The organism is Thiorhodovibrio winogradskyi (assembly GCF_036208045.1).
Classification (GTDB): Bacteria; Pseudomonadota; Gammaproteobacteria; order Chromatiales; family Chromatiaceae; genus Thiorhodovibrio; species Thiorhodovibrio winogradskyi.
The window spans coordinates 1,662,036-1,684,659 of record NZ_CP121472.1; the positions used below are offsets into that span (position 1 = coordinate 1,662,036).

Annotated in this window: 2 pseudogenes; both read left to right on the forward strand. The window is 59.8% G+C overall.

Going from position 1 to position 22,624, the window contains the following annotated elements:
• Positions 1–188: 188 nt before the first annotated feature.
• A pseudogene (locus Thiowin_RS07505) lies at positions 189–21,743 on the forward strand (tandem-95 repeat protein); the annotation flags it as partial.
• Positions 21,723–22,416, forward strand: a pseudogene (locus tag Thiowin_RS25550) (Ig-like domain-containing protein); the annotation flags it as partial. The pseudogenes Thiowin_RS07505 and Thiowin_RS25550, both read left to right, overlap by 21 nt.
• Positions 22,417–22,624 lie beyond the last annotated feature (208 nt).

Here is a 22,624-nt window from a genome sequence, read left to right on the forward strand (position 1 = left end):
TCGACGGTGCAGCTGTAGACACAGTCGCAGACGCCGCCTTATCTGGCAACCACAGCCCAGGCGCCGACGTGCTGGCTGCTGATATTGCCGCGCTGATGGCACCGCCGGCGATTCAGGAGGAGGATGGACCACAAGCAACGCCGGATTCCGAGGCTGAGTCGACTCTTGAAAACTCTGCGGTTGAGGCGATGTCGGAGGCTTTGCAGTCTGAGCCTTCGGAGCCCGAGCTTGGGCTTGAGGCATCAGAGGCTCAAGACGATGACGGCGCAGGCACCGATGACACCAATGCGGTCACGGCAGTCTTACCAGACAATACGGCTGACAGTGACGACCAGGGCGCCTTGACCGCCGCGCTTCAGGGCGACAACGGCAGTCTCACTCTCAGCGACGAGCAGCCGTCGGCGGTGTTGAGCGTCGATGACTTGGTGCAAGACCCGAACACCGCGGTGGTTTTCGTCGATAGCGCCATCGAGGGCTATCAGTCGCTGTTCGATGCCGCCGGGGATCGCTATGAGCTGGTGCTGATCGATGCCGGGCAGGAAGGTCTGGAGCAGATTGCGGCCTATCTGGATGGTCGTAGCGACATCGACGCCATCCATATTCTCGGTCATGGCGGGGAGGGTGAGCAGCGTATCGGTCTAGCTGAGCTGAATATCGACTCTCTTTCACTCTATCAAGATGAACTGAGCCGGATCGGTGCCGCTCTTGCAAGCGACGGCGATCTGCTGCTCTACGGTTGCGAGGTCGCGAACAGCAGCGGGCGGTTGCTGGTCGATGAACTGGCGCGCATCACTGATGCCGATATCGCCGCTTCGGTGGATGCCACAGGTAACGCGGCGGCGGGGGGCGATTGGGAGCTGGAGTACCGGAGCGGGCCGGTGGAGGCCGAGTCGATCTTTGCGGATGGGGAGGTGAGTGGGTTTGAGGGGGTGTTGGCAGATGCGCCGACGATCAACAACCCCGGGCCGGATGGCTCGCCCATTGCGGGGCTTGAAGACAGCGCGGGTATCGAGCTGTTCGGGGCCAGTGCGGTTACCGCGCCGGAGAGCGACACCATGGAGGCGCGCGTTTCCGTGACTTCGGGCGCTGGGGTGCTGGATGACGGCAATGTCAGTGGCGAGATTCTGGCGGTTCAGGGTGATCGTGAGGCGGTCAACGCCTTTCTCTATCGCCTCAAGTTCGTGCCTGATGCCAATTGGACGGGCGATGTCGATCTGTTGGTCGAGGTCGAGACTGACTATAACAACCGTGGTGATAAGACCAGCTTTACGCTCAACCTGACGGTTGCGCCGGTGAGTGATGCGCCTGACGGCACCAACGCCACGCTGACCACTGCTGAAGACACGCCTCACGTCTTCAGTGCCGCCAATTTTGGTTTCAGCGATCCCAATGATGATCCGGACGACACCTTTACGGGCGTGCGCATTGCGTCGCTGCCGGTAGCGGGTTCCCTAAAGCTCAACGGTTCGGCGGTCAGTGCTGACGACACCATCACCATCGCCGACATCAATGCTGGAAACCTGACATTTACCCCAGCGACAAACGCCTTCGGCACCGGCTACGCCAGCTTCAGCTTCCAGGTGCAGGACGACGGCAACGACAATCTTGACAGGGGTGGGGCCAACCTCGACCCCACACCGAACACCATCACCTTCGACGTTACCGCGGTCAATGATTCTCCTATCACTCAGGATGCCTCGAATAGCGTCAATAAAAACGAGACATTGACTTTTGACCTGACATCTTCTGATCCCGATTCCGGAACAGATGACACTTCTGATGCACAGGTGACTCAATACCGTATTGTCTCTGTTCCTGTGAATGGTGTATTGAAGGATGGAGACACTGTACTGACTGCTGACTCTACGGTGTATGCTACTGGAGCGGCATCCAACACCCGCCCTTCAGTTCAGCTGACTTTCGAACCAACCACGAATTTTGCCGGTGATGTCAGCTTCACATTCCTGGCCATTGACGCAGCAGGTGATGAAAGCGAGTCAAGTACCTACACCATCACGGTAAACGAAAAAAACGAGCCGCCTGAGATCACTGTACCTGGATCGCAGACCATGGATGAGGACACGATCCTCACTCTGGGCAGCGGCTTTGCCGTGACCGATCCCGATGCCGGAAGCAAGATTGTTCAGCTGACCATCAGGGCGAAGGAAGCGAATGCCTTGGGCGGTGGTACGCCCAATACGGATAAGGGCGCCGTTACGCTGTCAGAGATCAGCGGCTTGTTCACCGACCAATTAGCGACTACCGCCGCAACTGCCGGTGATATCTCCGGCACCACACTAACCCTCTACGGCACGACCGACGCCATCCAGACGGCGCTCAATGGCCTGCAATACAAACCTACGGACGATTATTTCGGAGCCGCTCGAATAGTCGTCACCATCGATGACCTGGGTAACACCGGACCACAGGCAGAAGAAGCAACGCAGTCCATCGATATCACTATTGAAAATGTTCCTGATTCGCCCGTTACCGGAAGTGCTGAACTCGCCGCCGTCAATGAAGACACCCTTGCACCTGGCGGCGCTCTTATCAGCGCTCTGCTGACCCATTACACTGATGCCGACAATGATAGTTTGATCGGTATCGCGATCAGTGGTAACGATGCCGACATCAGTCACGGAGCCTGGCAGTATTCGTTCAACAATGGCGTCACCTGGCATGACGTCGGCAGCGTGAGTTCCGAATCGGCTTTGCTGCTTTCAGCATCGTCCAGGTTGCGTTTTTTGCCCGAGCCGAATTATTACGGCACTCCGGATTCTCTGGACATTTATGCGCTGGACAACAGCGGCAGCGGACGTAGCTTTACCACGGATGCGGCTAGTCCTCAGCGGTTGAAGGTCGATACTCCCGCCAATGATGTCGATAATACCGGCAACACTCTCGTCACTCAGATCAACTCGATCAATGATCTTTTCGTGATCGAAAAAGATCGTAATCTGGTGACGGTGGAGGGCAATAACGGCGGTTCGGCAGCACTATTAACCAACAGCATTCTACGCATCGTCGATGTGGAAGCCGGTCCGGAGCAGATCGTTTATACCCTGCTGGACAGCGGATCTGAGTTGGGTGATGGTGTTTTCCAGAAATACAATACCGGAAATTCGCAGTGGGAGACTTTGAGTTTCGGTACTACCTTCACGCAAGCCGATATCAACGCCAGTCATGTCCGTTACTTTCATAACGGAGCCGAGCCACTGGGAACAGAGCAGTTAAGGTACAGCGTCACTGACGTTGTTGAGGGCGGTGGCGGTACCACGGAGGAGCGCACCCTAACCATCAAGGTTGCTCCGATCAATGATGTGCCGGTGTTGTACAAACCAGGCGAGACGGTGTCGGCGGCAATTGCGGGGTCGGATAAAACCCTCGTCGCTCAAGTGGATGTGCAGGGCACGCTGAATTTCAGCACCGACGCCATCTTTGTTCATGATCCGGATAATACTAACGAACAATTGGTATTCCGTCTGGAACGTTTGCCCAGCCAGGGTCTACTGCGCTACGACGGGAATCCCGTGGGGGTGGGGTCGACGTTCAATTATGGGAATATCGACAAGCTGAGTTACATCCACACCGGCGATTCTGATGGTGTCGATGACTTTGCTGTGACCCTGCGTGACGGTGCCGGCGGTGTTGTCGCCAGCACGGACATCACGATTACCGTCGGCGGTCTCAATTACGCGCCTACCGGTATGGATAATGTGCTGTCCTGGATGTGGGAGGATGCGGATAGCTATTCGGCGGCGACTGACAATACCGGCTTTGCCCAAAGCAATGATGGTAAAACCCTTGTCGATTGGGGCTTCAGCTTTGAAGATCCGAATGATTCAGATACCGTCGGTGGCTACGCGATTGTAGGCGGCACCAGTAATGCGGCGGGGAGTTGGCAGTTCAACACAGGTACCGGCTGGACTGACATGGGGGAGGCGAGCGATTCCGCTGCGCTGATTTTAAGCGCGGATACCCTGGTGCGCTTCGACCCTGTCGAACACTACAACGGCATGGCGCCGACGCTGCAAATCCGGGTGCTGGATCCCACCTACAATGATACGAATAGTCTGTATAACCAGAGTGAATTTCCGGGCTTTTCGACGAGTGGCTCATCGCCAAGTCGGGTGACGTTGGATGTATCCGGCGAAAAGTCGGGAGGAGCGACGGCTGTTTCTGCCGTCACCAACACCTTCGCAATGGAGGTGCGAGCCGTCAATGATGATCCGACTTTGGAAGCCAATACAGGTCTTACGCTCAATCCAGATTGGGACAACAGCAACACTTTCACAGCAATCATCACCACTGCGATGTTGCAGGTGGATGATGTAGATACCTCCGACCCTTCGTTAGTGTATACGGTAACGGCCATGCCGACCAATGGCACGCTGTTCAAAGATGGCGTTGCTTTGGGAGTTACGGCGACCTTTACCCAGGCTGATATCGATGCCAATCGCATTACCTATACCTTGCGCGGAGGTTCCTATTCCGCCGGCGTAGTGGATGGCTTTGATGTTCAAGTGCGTGACGGTGACTGGCACATCATTTATGACCGGGCTGGTGGTCTTTACGATGGTAGTGATCTGAAAACAATCAGATTTGATATCAGCACAAGTGCTCTGTCATATCCGACAGGCAGTGGCGGTACGGGTACAGGAGGCAACTGGACCGGCGAACCCTATGCCCGTAATGATCAATATCAAATCAATCGCAATACGGCAGCCAATCGCACTTCCCTGACAGTAACGGGCCAAGCGCTTACAGCTAATGACAGGTGGCAGGGTACTCGCACGTTGTCGCTGACCGGCGGTACTGGAAATATCGTCAATGGTACTGTGACCTATGATTCGGTCACAGATACGTTCGTCTTCACTCCGGACCAAAATTTCGTCGGTCAGGGTAGCTTTCAATACACCTTGATGGATGACAATAATCCTGTACGCACGTCCACGGCCACGGTTTACGTAAACACATTGTTCGTGAACGCTGAACCAACGGTCGACGTGAACGCGCCTCTAACAGGCGATGAAGGCGCGACCATCACCATCACTGAAAGTCTTCTCAAGATTACAGACGCCGACACCGATTCCGTCTTTATCACGCTGACCAGCCTGCCGACTAATGGCACACTGTACCTGGGTAGTGTGGCGATAGAGAATCAGTTGCATGTGAGGGACTCGTTCACCCAGGCCGATATCGCGAGCAATCGCTTGATTTTCGTGCATGACGGTAGCGAAGATTTCGTCTCAAGCTTCGATTTTCGTTATACCGATGGTGGCGGCGTTTTCAACACAGATACGTTTGATATTGATATCACGCCAGTAAACGACCAGCCGGTGCTGGAGACGGAATCCGGCTTCAATGTCACGGAGGGTGGTTATTACTTTATTGCAGATGCGATCATAGTTGAAGAGGGGATTCTGCTCGCTTATGACAACGATGGTAGCGGCGACAAAGATCCGGCTATTGTGGGTCTTGAAAACGGCGATTCTTTAGCCGCAGTCAATGAGCTTACTTTTCGGATTCCAACTCAGCCCACTCATGGCGAGATTCGTCTGATCAACGACGGAGCTACCTATAACCGCTTTGATATCGAAACTTATACTGTTATTGGGGCAGGAAGTTCAGTCGCATTCGCTGATCGTTCGCGCTTGATCTATCAGCACGACGATAGTGAGAACTTTGCGGATACATTTGATCTGGTTCTGGATGACAATACCGTGCAACCGAACAGCACGGTAACTAGAACCCTGAACGTGACTGTGCTGGCCGTCAATGATGACCCGGTAGTTACCAATAATACGGATAATGAAATTGCCGATAACGACGGCAGCATAACCCACATTCCGCAGCCGCCAGCATTTACAACTGAAACGTTTCCAACCTACGAGGGTGCCGAAAAAGTTATCACCAGTAGCAATCTTGACAGCTACGATCCTGATAATACCGATACCCAGTTGCAATTCCGGATCGAGACCAATCCTGCACATGGTCAGATCTTGCTCGAAGTGTCCGGCGTGAAAAAAGTGCTGAGTGTAGGCAGCCGCTTCACCCAAGACGATATCAATAATAATCGTGTCAGCTACCTCCACGACGGCAGCGAAACATTGGAGGATAGCTTCGACTTCCAGCTGTCGGATAGCGGCGGCGGTCGGGAGCCTCAGGGCACTTTCACCATCACGATATTACCCGTCAACGATGCTCCGGAAATCACCCTGCCTGCGCAACGGGTGGGCACGGAAGATCAGCCGTTGACGGTAACTGGTATCAGTATTTCCGACAGTGATGCACTGTCTGACAATATCCTTGAACTGACTCTCACTGCCGCTAACGGCACGGTAACGCTGTCGAGTTTTGCTAATCTGTATTCCGATGCAGACAAAAACAGCGCACTTTCAACGGCCCCGACTGAGTCTAGCATTACGGTTTACGGCACCCAGGCCGACCTGAATACGGCATTGGCAAGCTTGGTGTATCAGGGTAATCCGGACTTCAATGGTGAAGACACGTTGAGCGTTACCGTCAATGACCTTGGCCAAAACGGCGCCGATCCTGATGACATTGATGGACTGACTGGAGATGGTGTATCCGACAGTGAATCCACGACGGAGCACTTGAGCATTCTGGTGCGCTCCGTCAATGATGCACCTGTACTCACTGTACCGGAGGCTCAGGCTGTCGATGAGGATGTGGAACTGACCTTCTCCACAGGCAGCGGCAATGCCCTGAGCGTATCTGATGTGGATGCCGCCGCCGATCCGCTGCGCGTAACCCTGAGCGTCACTGAAGGCACGTTGACCCTGGCACAGACCACGGGACTGACCTTTAGCACTGGTGACGGCACCAGTGATGCAACGCTGGTTTTCACCGGATCGCAAGCAGACATTCGTGCCGCGCTGGATGGTTTGAAGTACAAGGGCAACCTGAATTATTTCGGGTCCGATACTCTGACCTTCATCGTCAATGACCAGAAAAACAACGGTGACCTGGGCAATCCAGAGGAAGTGCAGGAAACCGTGGCCATTGCCGTCAATCCGGTCAATGACCTGCCCACGGCTGAGAACATGGAATTTAGCGGCGATGAGGACAACAGCATCGCGATTGTCCTTGCAAGTGCTGATGTAGATAGCGGAACCGACGATGCCCAGGATGCGGTTGTGGATCGTTATCGCATCGATACGCTGCCGGCTGATGGTACGCTGGAATATCACAATGGTTCCGGCTGGGTTGCTGTAACAGCCGCTCAGGTGCTGACCAAGGCCCAGTGCGAGAACCTGCGTTTTACTCCCACTGCCCACTACAACAGCGGCATAAGCGGGAACCCAACATTTACCTTTACCGCAATCGATAAAGCCAACGCCGAAAGCTCAATCAGGACAGCAATGATCGTTGTCCATGCCGTCAATGATCCGCCGGTACTCGCGGGTGGTGGCGATAGCGTCTCTTACACCGAGGGGACGGGCGCTGGTCAGCCCGGCACGCCGGTGGTGCTCGATGCCAATGGCGATACCACCCTCGCTGATGTCGAATTGTTGGGTACGGAAAATGCGTCATTCGCGGATTCCACTCTGACGGTTACGCGCTCGGGTGACCCGGTGTCTACCGATCGCTTTGCGCTCAATTCAAGCGTTTCGGTGTCAGAGGCTAGTGGCACGGTCAGTGTGTCTGACGCCGCCATCGGCACCATCACCAACAACAGCAGCACCGGCACCGGCACCCTGATCATCACCTTCAACGCCAGTGCATCGCAGGCAGATGTCCAAGCCGTGATGCGCGCCGTCACATACGCCAGCGTCGCCGACGAACCCAGCGCCTCACTCACGGCGACCATGGTGTTCAACGATGGCAATAGCACCAGCGATCAAGGCTCCGGCGAAGGAAAGAACAGCAATGCGCTGAGCTTCACCATCACGCTCGTCAACACCAACGACCAGCCGGGCTTCAATAACAATGGCAACCTCACGGTAGTTGAGGATGCCGGTACCAGTGAAGCCAATGCCGGCAGCACCATTGCCGACATCATGGGTGGCCTCTACACAGATCCAGACGGAGCACTCGACGAGTTAGCGGGCATTGTCATCTATGGCGACAATGCCAATCGTGCAACCCAGGGTTACTGGCAGTATTCCGACGACGGTGCCAACTGGTTTGAGGTTAGCCCTGAATCGGGCACCCAGCCGACCACGACAACTGGGCTGGTGCTGAGTGATACGACTAAGCTTCGTTTCGTGCCTGTCGATGACTTTACCACCGTCCCGACTCCAGATCTGGCGATCACGCTGTCTGTCATGGCTGTGGACAACAGCAATAGCGGCCGGGCATTCACTGCAGGAGGTACACGCGAGTTCGTCAACACGACGGATGAGGCAATTACCGCCTCGACGTCCGATATCGGTACTGCTGATCCTGCAGTCATTGGCCTGACCGTCACGCAGGTCAACGACGCCCCGGAGATCAGCTATCTCTCCAGTACCGGCAGTTCCTTCCTGGAATTCACTGAAGCCGTTGGTGTAAACGTCGCCGGAACCGCCGTCTTGCTGGACTCGCTAACGGACGATGGTGGTGCCGACGGCGCCACACCGGCAGAGATCACCGACATCGAATTGACCGTCCGTGACGAGGCCACCTTCGAGGGCGCGCGTTTTGTCGTTGCCCAAAAAGGAGGTGCCGACACCAAGGATCTGTTCGTCCTGCAGATCGGCAACGGCATCGGCATCAACGGTGGATTCACCGAGCCGGGTTCGGGCATCGTGCTATTCAATAATGGCTCAGCAATCAGCTACAACGGGGTTTTCATTGGTCGGCTGACACAAAATAGTGCAGGCACTGGTCAGTTGGTTATTACCTTTAACGCCAACGCCGAGCCGGAGGCTGTCAATCAGGTACTGCGCAACATCGCCTATTCCAACAGCGATGCCACGCTTAACAACGTACAAAAGACCATTGATGTCAAATTCTTCGATGGCAATGGTATCGGCTCGGACTCTCAAGGCACAGGCGGCGAGCTGTCAGCCACCGCACAGATTGTTATTCAACTCACCCCAACCAATGATTCACCCTCGCTGACTGCGGGCGCGACCATCGCGGCGGCTGAGTCTGACGCGAATGTAACCACGGCGGCGCAGACCATTACTGCGCTTCTGGGGGCTAACTTTAGCGATCCCGACGGGGTGGATGGAAACACACTTTCCGGTGTGTTGGTCACCGCGTTCGACAATCAGGGAATTGGTGAGTGGGAAGTCAGTCTGGATGATACGAATTGGACGACTTTGAGTTCGCTCATCACAACTTCGGCGATCTCCGCTTCAAGCGCGCTGGCGCTGTCTGCCGACACCCAGATCCGCTTTGCATATAACGCCAATGTCAACACCCAGGGTTCTACTCAGCCCAGCATCACTGTGTTCGGTGTCGAGCAGGATGCGCCGAGCGGTGCAGCCAACACTGCGGATAGTCACATTGCTGAAGAAATCGATTTCAGCACGAACTTCACGGATGGCGAGGTTCGCCGCAACATTTCTACCGACACTGCTGAATCCCGCATCGCCCAGACCAGAGTGGCGATTGAGGCGAGCATCGCCGCCACCAATGATGCGCCGATCATTGCCGCCAGCGGCTCCGCTGAAGGTTTCACCAACGGCGTCTTTACCGGCACAGTCATTGAGTCGTCCATCCAGGGCCAGGGCACCACACCGCAGCCGCTGCTGACCGGTGTCACTGTCGAAGACCTCGACATCGACACCACTGAAGACCTCGATGTGTTTGGGTCCGGTAGCATCACGTTGACACTTATTGACCGCGCTTCTGGCGATATCTTCTCGCTCAACGGCAATCCTGCCGGTGTTGCATCAACGTCCGGCGGCGACGCCGCGATTGGTAGTTACGTCATCAACCTGACGACTGGCGCGACACTCGCACAGGTGCAGAGCATCCTTGAGGCGATTCGTTACGAAAATACTGCGGATAACCCGCCGACCGTTCTGCGTAACTTCACTGTCGTGCTCAACGACAGCAACAACCTCGATGCGGACGGCGACACCGCAGGCGGGTCTTCGGCGCTTGATTCCAACACGCTGAACGGCAGTATCACCATCACGGGTGTGAACGACCCGCCCTCGTTGTCAGCGACTGGCGCAACCCAGAATTTCATCGAGAATGATACCGCCCTCACGTTGTTCACTGACGCTGACGTCGACACGATTCAGCCCGACCAGACCATCATCACATTTGTGCTTACCGTTGGAGGCCTCGAAGATGGTGCCGCAGAGAAGCTGACCGTCGACGGTACCGAAATCGCTCTTGTCAATGGTACCACCAGCACGACGGGCGGGTCGGTGACGGTAGAGGTCATAAGCGGCACAGCAACGGTCACCTACACGCCCACGTCAGGCCTCAGCGAGATAGCTACACAGACGCTGATCAATGGCCTTGCCTATCACCATACCAGCGATGCTCCAACTGCTGGTGAACGGACGATAACCCTGGTCAGTCTCACCGACGATGGCGACGAGGACGAAAACAACGACGCGACCAACCTGAATTCCTACGAGATTACTTCGATTGTTACAGTTTTTCCTCGAAACGACGCCCCGGATCTGACGGGCACGACCTTATCGGATCCTTCGGTCACGGAAGCGGCGGGCGTTGGCACGGGCGTACCGTCGGTGTTCCTGTTCGCTAACGGTGCGGTCGCGGATGTTGACTTTGTGAATGCCTCCTTTGGTGGCGGCTACATCGAAGTCAGCTTTACGGCGTACCAGGCCGGCGATGTGCTGACGGTTGCCAGTGCAGAGACGATTGCCGTCAATGCTATACAGTTGAATGGCAACGACGTTGAATACTCGTCCGATGGTTCGAGCTGGACGAAGGTGGGCGAGATCGATGCCACCGGCACAGGCACCGACAAGGCCCTGCGGATCAACCTGACGGCGGCGGCGAACGAGAGCAACATCGGCTTTGTGCTGAATGCGCTGCAGTATCGGAGCACCTCGGACAACCCGACGGTCAACAACACGGCGACCACGCGCAGCTACACCCTTGTCGTCAATGACGGCAACAACAACAACCTGGCTGGTGGACCGGCGGCGCTGTCTGACTCGCTTGCCACGGGCACGATCACCATCAATGCGGTCAATGACACGCCGGTGGCAACAGCCGGTGCGACGCTGACGTACACCGAGAATGCCACCGCGCAAGTGATTGATAACACCATCACGCTGAGTGATGCCGATGATGCCAATCTGGTGGGCGCGAGGGTTGTCATCACCGCAGGCTTTTTGGCCGGCGATGTTTTGGGCTTTACCAACCAGAACGGGATCAGTGGCAGCTACAACGCGGAGACGGGTGTTCTGACCCTGACCGGCACGGCAACGGTGGCCCAGTACCAGGCGGCGCTGCGCTCGGTGACCTACAGCAGCACCTCAGAAGACCTGACGAACAACACCACCCAGCCCAGCCGCACGATCAGCTGGACGGTGACCGATGCCAACAGCGATACGGTGGGTGCCCAGACCAGTGTGGCGGTGACTTCAACGGTCAACGTGACCGCCGTCAACGACGCGCCGGTGGTGACGACAGTGTCTGGCACAACGGCTTACACCGAGAATGGCGCCGCAGTCACTGTGGACGGTGGTCTGACGCTGGCCGATGCGGACGATACCGATATCAATCGGGCGACGGTGCAGATCACGGCCAACTTGCGCCCGGGCGATGTGTTGGCGGTGGCGGGCACCGCGATTGGTGATGCGGTCAGTGGCACCAGCATCACCGTTACCAGTTATGACGCCGCAACGGGTCTGCTCACCCTCAGCGGCGTCGATACCCTGGCCAATTACCAGGCGGTGCTGCGCAGCGTGACGTACGCGAATACCTCGGACAACCCGAACGCGAACGACAGCACTCATCCGCTGAACCGCACCATCACCTTCACAGTGGTGGACAACAATTCGGATGCGGTGGGCGAACAAAGTGGCAGCGACACGCGCACGGTGGCGGTCACCCCGGTCGACGATGGCCCGAGCGTAGCCACCGACGGCACCACGGGCAGCGGCAACGAAGACACCCTCATCACCGACACCCTGGTGGTGACCGATCCCGACGGTTTGGCCGCCAACCCGTTCAGCGTCACAGCCCAGCCGGCCAACGGCACCGCGAGCATCGACGCCACCAGCGGCGCTTGGACCTACACGCCTAACGCCGACTACTTTGGTGCTGACAGCTTCACCGTCACGGTGACCGACGCCCAAGGCTTCACCAGCACGCAGGTGATCAGCCTCACCGTCGCGCCGGTGGTGGACATCGCCGACGACACCCAGACGGTCGACGAAGACAGCAGCGTCACCACCAACCTGCTCATCAACGACAGCTTCGAGAACGCTGGACGGACCATCACCGCGCTCGGCAGTGCCAGCAACGGCACAGTGGAGATCATCGACGCCGCCACCGGCACGGTGAAATACACCCCGAACGCCAACTACAATGGCAGCGACAGCTACACCTACACCGTCACCAGCGGCGGTGTCACCGAGACGGCCACCGTCACCGTCAGCGTCAACCAGGTCGATGACCCGGCGAGCTTCGGCGGTAATACCAGCGGTAACGGAACAGAAGACGACGCAGCGATCACCGGCACCCTGACGGTGACCGACAACGCCGACGGTCTGGCCGATCCGCTCGACTTCAGCGTCAGCACACCGGCCACCAACGGCACCGCCAGCATCAACGCCACCACCGGCGCGTGGAGCTACAGCCCGAACGCCGACTACAACGGCGCCGACAGCTTTACCGTTAGCGTCACCGATGACGACGGCAATGTTGAGACCCAGGTCATCAACCTGACAGTCACCGCAGTTGCCGACATCGCCGACGACACCCAGACGGTCGACGAAGACAGCAGCGTCACCACCAACCTGCTCATCAACGACAGCTTCGAGAACGCTGGACGGACCATCACCGCGCTCGGCAGTGCCAGCAACGGCACAGTGGAGATTATCGACGCCGCCACCGGCACGGTGAAATACACCCCGAACGCCAACTACAACGGCAGCGACAGCTACACCTACACCGTCACCAGCGGCGGTGTCACCGAGACGGCCACCGTCACCGTCACCGTCAACCAGCTCGATGACCCGGCGAGCTTCAGTGGCGACACCAGCGGCAGCGGCAACGAAGACACCGCCATCACCGGCACCCTAACGGTGACGGATACGGCGGACGGGATGAGCACGCCCAACTTCCGGATCGAAGACGGGGATGGTGCCAGTAACGGTACCGCCAGCATCAACGCCAGCACCGGCGCGTGGAGCTACACGCCCAACGCCGACTACAACGGCTCCGACAGCTTCACCGTTAGCGTCACCGATGACGACGGCAATGTTGAGACCCAGGTCATCAACCTGACAGTCACCGCAGTTGCCGACATCGCCGACGACACCCAGACGGTCGACGAAGACAGCAGCGTCACCACCAACCTGCTCACCAACGACAGCTTCGAGGGCACGCCGGTCATCACGTCGGTGACCCAAGGCGCCAACGGCACAGTGGAGATCATCGACGCCGCCACCGGCACGGTGAAATACACCCCGAACGCCAACTACAATGGCAGCGACAGTTACACCTACACCGTCACCAGCGGCGGTGTCACCGAGACGGCCACCGTCACCGTCACCGTCAACCAGCTCGATGACCCGGCGAGCTTCAGCGGCGACACCAGCGGCAGCGGCAACGAAGACACCGCCATCACCGGCATCCTAACGGTGACGGATACGGCGGATGGAATGAGCACGCCCAACTTCCGGATCGAAGACGGGGATGGTGCGTCCAACGGTACGGCCACGATCAACGCCACCACCGGCGCGTGGAGCTACAGCCCGAACGCCGACTACAACGGCGCCGACAGCTTCACCGTTAGCGTCACCGATGACGACGGCAATGTTGAGACCCAGGTCATCAACCTGACAGTCACCGCAGTTGCCGACATCGCCGACGACACCCAGACGGTCGACGAAGACAGCAGCGTCACCACCAACCTGCTGGCCAACGACAGCTTCGAGGGCACGCCGGTCATCACGTCGGTGACCCAAGGCGCCAACGGCACAGTGGAAATCATCGACGCCACCACCGGCACGGTGAAATACACCCCGAACGCCAACTACAACGGCAGCGACAGCTACACCTACACCGTCACCAGCGGCGGTGTCACCGAGACGGCCACCGTCACCGTCACCGTCAACCAGGTCGATGACCCGGCGAGCTTCAGCGGCGACACCAGCGGTAACGGAACAGAAGACGACGCAGCGATCACCGGCACCCTGACGGTGACCGACAACGCCGACGGTCTGGCCGATCCGCTCGACTTCAGCGTCAGCACACCGGCCACCAACGGCACCGCCAGCATCAACGCCACCACCGGCGCGTGGAGCTACAGCCCCAACGCCGACTACAACGGCGCTGACAGCTTCACCGTCAGCGTCACCGATGACGACGGCAACGTCGAAACCCAGGTTATCAGCCTGACGGTGGCGGCGGTGGTGGACATCACCGACGACACCCAGACGGTCGACGAAGACAGCAGCGTCACCACCAACCTGCTCACCAACGACAGCTTCGAGGGCACGCCTGTCATCACGTCGGTGACCCAAGGCACCAACGGCACAGTGGAAATCATCGACGCCGCCACCGGCACGGTGAAATACACCCCGAACGCCAACTACAATGGCAGCGACAGTTACACCTACGCCGTCACCAGCGGCGGTGTCACCGAGACGGCCACCGTCACCGTCACCGTCAACCAGCTCGATGACCCGGCGAGCTTCAGCGGCGACACCAGCGGCAGCGGCAACGAAGACACCGCCATCACCGGCACCCTAACGGTGACGGATACGGCGGATGGAATGAGCACGCCCAACTTCCGGATCGAAGACGGGGATGGTGCGTCCAACGGTACGGCCACGATCAACGCCACCACCGGCGCGTGGAGCTACAGCCCGAACGCCGACTACAACGGCGCCGACAGCTTCACCGTTAGCGTCACCGATGACGACGGCAATGTTGAGACCCAGGTCATCAACCTGACAGTCACCGCAGTTGCCGACATCGCCGACGACACCCAGACGGTCAACGAAGACAGCAGCGTCACCACCAACCTGCTGGCCAACGACAGCTTCGAGGGCACGCCGGTCATCACGTCGGTGACCCAAGGCGCCAACGGCACAGTGGAAATCATCGACGCCACCACCGGCACGGTGAAATACACCCCGAACGCCAACTACAACGGCAGCGACAGCTACACCTACACCGTCACCAGCGGCGGTGTCACCGAGACGGCCACCGTCACCGTCACCGTCAACCAGCTCGATGACCCGGCGAGCTTCAGCGGCGACACCAGCGGCAGCGGCAACGAAGACACCGCGCTCACCGGCACCCTGACGGTGACGGATACGGCGGACGGGATGAGCACGCCCAACTTCCGGATCGAAGACGGGGATGGTGCCAGTAACGGTACCGCCAGCATCAACGCCACCACCGGCGCATGGAGCTACACGCCCAACGCCGACTACCACGGCAACGACAGCTTCACGGTCAGCGTCACTGATGACGACGGCAACGTCGAAACCCAGGTCATTAACCTAACGGTGGAGGCGGTGGTGGACATCGCCGACGACACCCAGACGGTCGACGAAGACAGCAGCGTCACCACCAACCTGCTCACCAACGACAGCTTCGAGGGCACGCCGGTCATCACGTCGGTGACCCAAGGCACCAACGGCACAGTGGAAATCATCGACGCCGCCACCGGCACGGTGAAATACACCCCGAACGCCAACTACAACGGCAGTGACAGCTACACCTACACCGTCACCAGCGGCGGTGTCACCGAGACGGCCACCGTCACCGTCAGCGTCAACCAGGTCGATGACCCGGCGAGCTTCAGCGGCGACACCAGCGGTAACGGAACAGAAGACGGCGGAGCGATCACCGGCACCCTGACGGTGACCGACAACGCCGACGGTCTGGCCGATCCGCTCGACTTCAGCGTCAGCACACCGGCCACCAACGGCACCGCCAGCATCAACGCCACCACCGGCGCGTGGAGCTACAGCCCGAACGCCGACTACAACGGCGCCGACAGCTTTACCGTTAGCGTCACCGATGACGACGGCAATGTTGAGACCCAGGTCATCAACCTGACAGTCACCGCAGTTGCCGACATCGCCGACGACACCCAGACGGTCGACGAAGACAGCAGCGTCACCACCAACCTGCTCACCAACGACAGCTTCGAGGGCACGCCGGTCATCACGTCGGTGATCCAAGGCGCCAACGGCACAGTGGAAATCATCGACGCCACCACCGGCACGGTGAAATACACCCCGAACGCCAACTACAATGGCAGCGACAGCTACACCTACACCGTCACCAGCGGCGGTGTCACCGAGACGGCCACCGTCACCGTCACCGTCAACCAGCTCGATGACCCGGCGAGCTTCAGCGGCGACACCAGCGGTAACGGAACAGAAGACGGCGGAGCGATCACCGGCACCCTGACGGTGACCGACAACGCCGACGGTCTGGCCGATCCGCTCGACTTCAGCGTCAGCACACCGGCCACCAACGGCACCGCCAGCATCAACGCCACCACCGGCGCGTGGAGCTACAGCCCGAACGCCGACTACAACGGCGCCGACAGCTTTACCGTTAGCGTCACCGATGACGACGGCAATGTTGAGACCCAGGTCATCAACCTGACAGTCACCGCAGTTGCCGACATCGCCGACGACACCCAGACGGTCGACGAAGACAGCAGCGTCACCACCAACCTGCTCACCAACGACAGCTTCGAGGGCACGCCGGTCATCACGTCGGTGACCCAAGGCGCCAACGGCACAGTGGAAATCATCGACGCCACCACCGGCACGGTGAAATACACCCCGAACGCCAACTACAATGGCAGCGACAGCTACACCTACACCGTCACCAGCGGCGGTGTCACCGAAACGGCCACCGTCACCGTCACCGTCAACCAGCTCGATGACCCGGCGAGCTTCAGCGGCGACACCAGCGGCAGCGGCAACGAAGACACCGCGCTCACCGGCACCCTGACGGTGACGGATACGGCGGACGGGATGAGCACGCCCAACTTCCGGATCGAAGACGGGGATGGTGCGTCCAATGGCACCGCCAGCATCAACGCCACCACCGGCGCGTGGAGCTACACGCCCAACGCCGACTACCACGGCAACGACAGCTTCACCGTTAGCGTCACCGATGACGACGGCAATGTTGAGACCCAGGTCATCAACCTGACAGTCACCGCAGTTGCCGACATCGCCGACGACACCCAGACGGTCAACGAAGACAGCAGCGTCACCACCAACCTGCTGGCCAACGACAGCTTCGAGGGCACGCCGGTCATCACGTCGGTGACCCAAGGCGCCAACGGCACAGTGGAAATCATCGACGCCACCACCGGCACGGTGAAATACACCCCGAACGCCAACTACAACGGCAGCGACAGCTACACCTACACCGTCACCAGCGGCGGTGTCACCGAGACGGCCACCGTCACCGTCACCGTCAACCAGGTCGATGACCCGGCGAGCTTCAGCGGCGACACCAGCGGTAACGGAACAGAAGACGACGCAGCGATCACCGGCACCCTGACGGTGACCGACAACGCCGACGGTCTGGCCGATCCGCTCGACTTCAGCGTCAGCACACCGGCCACCAACGGCACCGCCAGCATCAACGCCACCACCGGCGCGTGGAGCTACAGCCCCAACGCCGACTACAACGGCGCTGACAGCTTCACCGTCAGCGTCACCGATGACGACGGCAACGTCGAAACCCAGGTTATCAGCCTGACGGTGGCGGCGGTGGTGGACATCACCGACGACACCCAGACGGTCGACGAAGACAGCAGCGTCACCACCAACCTGCTCACCAACGACAGCTTCGAGGGCACGCCTGTCATCACGTCGGTGACCCAAGGCACCAACGGCACAGTGGAAATCATCGACGCCGCCACCGGCACGGTGAAATACACCCCGAACGCCAACTACAATGGCAGCGACAGTTACACCTACACCGTCACCAGCGGCGGTGTCACCGAGACGGCCACCGTCACCGTCACCGTCAACCAGCTCGATGACCCGGCGAGCTTCAGCGGCGACACCAGCGGCAGCGGCAACGAAGACACCGCCATCACCGGCACCCTAACGGTGACGGATACGGCGGATGGAATGAGCACGCCCAACTTCCGGATCGAAGACGGGGATGGTGCGTCCAACGGTACGGCCACGATCAACGCCACCACCGGCGCGTGGAGCTACAGCCCGAACGCCGACTACAACGGCGCCGACAGCTTCACGGTCAGCGTCACCGATGACGACGGCAACGTCGAAACCCAGGTCATCAACCTAACGGTGGAGGCGGTGGTGGACATCGCCGACGACACCCAGACGGTCGACGAAGACAGCAGCGTCACCACCAACCTGCTCACCAACGACAGCTTCGAGGGCACGTCGGTCATCACGTCGGTGACCCAAGGCGCCAACGGCACAGTGGAGATCATCGACGCCGCCACCGGCACGGTGAAATACACCCCGAACGCCAACTACAATGGCAGCGACAGTTACACCTACACCGTCACCAGCGGCGGTGTCACCGAGACGGCCACCGTCACCGTCACCGTCAACCAGCTCGATGACCCGGCGAGCTTCAGCGGCGACACCAGCGGCAGCGGCAACGAAGACACCGCCATCACCGGCACCCTAACGGTGACGGATACGGCGGATGGAATGAGCACGCCCAACTTCCGGATCGAAGACGGGGATGGTGCGTCCAACGGTACGGCCACGATCAACGCCACCACCGGCGCGTGGAGCTACAGCCCGAACGCCGACTACAACGGCGCCGACAGCTTCACCGTTAGCGTCACCGATGACGACGGCAATGTTGAGACCCAGGTCATCAACCTGACAGTCACCGCAGTTGCCGACATCGCCGACGACACCCAGACGGTCGACGAAGACAGCAGCGTCACCACCAACCTGCTGGCCAACGACAGCTTCGAGGGCACGCCGGTCATCACGTCGGTGACCCAAGGCGCCAACGGCACAGTGGAAATCATCGACGCCACCACCGGCACGGTGAAATACACCCCGAACGCCAACTACAACGGCAGCGACAGCTACACCTACACCGTCACCAGCGGCGGTGTCACCGAGACGGCCACCGTCACCGTCAGCGTCAACCAGGTCGATGACCCGGCGAGCTTCAGCGGCAACACCAGCGGTAACGGAACAGAAGACGGCGGAGCGATCACCGGCACCCTGACGGTGACCGACAACGCCGACGGTCTGGCCGATCCGCTCGACTTCAGCGTCAGCACACCGGCCACCAACGGCACCGCCAGCATCAACGCCACCACCGGCGCGTGGAGCTACAGCCCGAACGCCGACTACAACGGCGCCGACAGCTTTACCGTTAGCGTCACCGATGACGACGGCAATGTTGAGACCCAGGTCATCAACCTGACAGTCACCGCAGTTGCCGACATCGCCGACGACACCCAGACGGTCGACGAAGACAGCAGCGTCACCACCAACCTGCTCACCAACGACAGCTTCGAGGGCACGCCGGTCATCACGTCGGTGACCCAAGGCGCCAACGGCACAGTGGAAATCATCGACGCCACCACCGGCACGGTGAAATACACCCCGAACGCCAACTACAATGGCAGCGACAGTTACACCTACACCGTCACCAGCGGCGGTGTCACCGAGACGGCCACCGTCACCGTCACCGTCAACCAGGCTAATGACCCGGCGAGCTTCAGCGGCGACACCAGCGGCAGCGGCAACGAAGACACCGCGCTCACCGGCACCCTGACGGTGACGGATACGGCGGACGGGATGAGCACGCCCAACTTCCGGATCGAAGACGGGGATGGTGCCAGTAACGGTACCGCCAGCATCAACGCCAGCACCGGCGCGTGGAGCTACACGCCCAACGCCGACTACAACGGCTCCGACAGCTTCACCGTTAGCGTCACCGATGACGACGGCAATGTTGAGACCCAGGTCATCAACCTGACAGTCACCGCAGTTGCCGACATCGCCGACGACACCCAGACGGTCGACGAAGACAGCAGCGTCACCACCAACCTGCTCATCAACGACAGCTTCGAGAACGCTGGACGGACCATCACCGCGCTCGGCAGTGCCAGCAACGGCACAGTGGAGATCATCGACGCCGCCACCGGCACGGTGAAATACACCCCGAACGCCAACTACAATGGCAGCGACAGCTACACCTACACCGTCACCAGCGGCGGTGTCACCGAGACGGCCACCGTCACCGTCAGCGTCAACCAGGTCGATGACCCGGCGAGCTTCGGCGGTAATACCAGCGGTAACGGAACAGAAGACGACGCAGCGATCACCGGCACCCTGACGGTGACCGACAACGCCGACGGTCTGGCCGATCCGCTCGACTTCAGCGTCAGCACACCGGCCACCAACGGCACCGCCAGCATCAACGCCACCACCGGCGCGTGGAGCTACAGCCCGAACGCCGACTACAACGGCGCCGACAGCTTTACCGTCAGTGTCACCGATGACGACGGCAACGTCGAAACCCAGGTTATCAGCCTGACGGTGGCGGCGGTGGTGGACATCACCGACGACACCCAGACGGTCGACGAAGACAGCAGCGTCACCACCAACCTGCTGGCCAACGACAGCTTCGAGAACGCTGGACGGACCATCACCGCGCTCGGCAGTGCCAGCAACGGCACAGTGGAGATCATCGACGCCGCCACCGGCACGGTGAAATACACCCCGAACGCCAACTACAACGGCAGCGACAGCTACACCTACACCGTCACCAGCGGCGGTGTCACCGAGACGGCCACCGTCACCGTCACCGTCAACCAGCTCGATGACTCGGCGAGCTTCAGCGGCGACACCAGCGGCAGCGGCAACGAAGACACCGCCATCACCGGCACCCTAACGGTGACGGATACGGCGGATGGAATGAGCACGCCCAACTTCCGGATCGAAGACGGGGATGGTGCCAGTAACGGTACCGCCAGCATCAACGCCAGCACCGGCGCGTGGAGCTACACGCCCAACGCCGACTACAACGGCTCCGACAGCTTCACCGTTAGCGTCACCGATGACGACGGCAATGTTGAGACCCAGGTCATCAACCTGACAGTCACCGCAGTTGCCGACATCGCCGACGACACCCAGACGGTCGACGAAGACAGCAGCGTCACCACCAACCTGCTCATCAACGACAGCTTCGAGAACGCTGGACGGACCATCACCGCGCTCGGCAGTGCCAGCAACGGCACAGTGGAAATCATCGACGCCACCACCGGCACGGTGAAATACACCCCGAACGCCAACTACAATGGCAGCGACAGCTACACCTACACCGTCACCAGCGGCGGTGTCACCGAGACGGCCACCGTCACCGTCAGCGTCAACCAGGTCGATGACCCGGCGAGCTTCGGCGGTAATACCAGCGGCACGGGCGACGAAGACACCGCCATCACCGGCAGCCTAACGGTGACGGATACGGCGGACGGGATGAGCACGCCCAACTTCCGGATCGAAGCGGGCGATGGTGCCAGCAACGGCACGGCCACGATTAATGCCACCACCGGTGCCTGGAGCTACATCCCGGACGCTGACTTTAGGGGCAGCGACAGCTTCATGGTTAGCGTGGACGACGCGCAGGGCTTCGCCAGCTCACGAGAGATCAACGTCACAGTCACCTCGGTGGTAGACATCGCCGATGACAGTCTCACGACCGCCGAAGATACGCCAATCAGCTTCAACCCGATCACGGGCACCAACGGCGCCACGGCGGACAGCTTTGATGGACCAGCGCCACATATCACTGTGATCGACGGCTCGGCTATCACCGTCGGTGGTGAGCCCGTCGCGGTTGCCCAAGGCAGGGTCAGTCTGGGCGCCGACAATGTGCTGACCTTCACCCCGGCGGCCGACCACAGCGGCTCGGCGAGCTTCACCTATACGGTGAGCAGTGGCGGCGTGACTGAGACGGCAACCGTGACCATTTCCGTGACCCCACCTCCTGTTTCAGGCGGAGGTGACGAATTGCCGCCCGAGCCCGCGCCTGAGCCTGAGCCTGAGCCTGAGCCTGAGCCGGAGCCCGTGCCTGAGCCTGAGCCCGCGCCTGAGCCTGAGCCCGTGCCTGAGCCTGAGCCCGCGCCTGAGCCTGAGCCTGAGCCCGCGCCTGAGCCTGAGCCCGCGCCTGAGCCCGCGCCTGAGCCTGAGCCTGAGCCCGAGCCCGAGCCCGAGCCCGAGCCTGGGCCCGCGCCCGAGCCTGAGCAGGAACCAGTACCCGAAACGCAATCCGAGACCAATCCGGAAACAAAACCGACCTCGGAAGGACAGGAGGTGCCAGCGCCCGAGTTGGATCCGACGCCGAAACCAGACAGCCAAACGGAGCCGGATACCGGGGCGGAAATGGATTCCAACAGCCAGGCCGTTGGAGTGACCAACCCGGTTTCTACTCCGTCAACCGGAGACGGCATCGGCAACCCCCCGCCCGATCCCACGGGACAGGTTGGGAGCCTCTATGGCGGCGT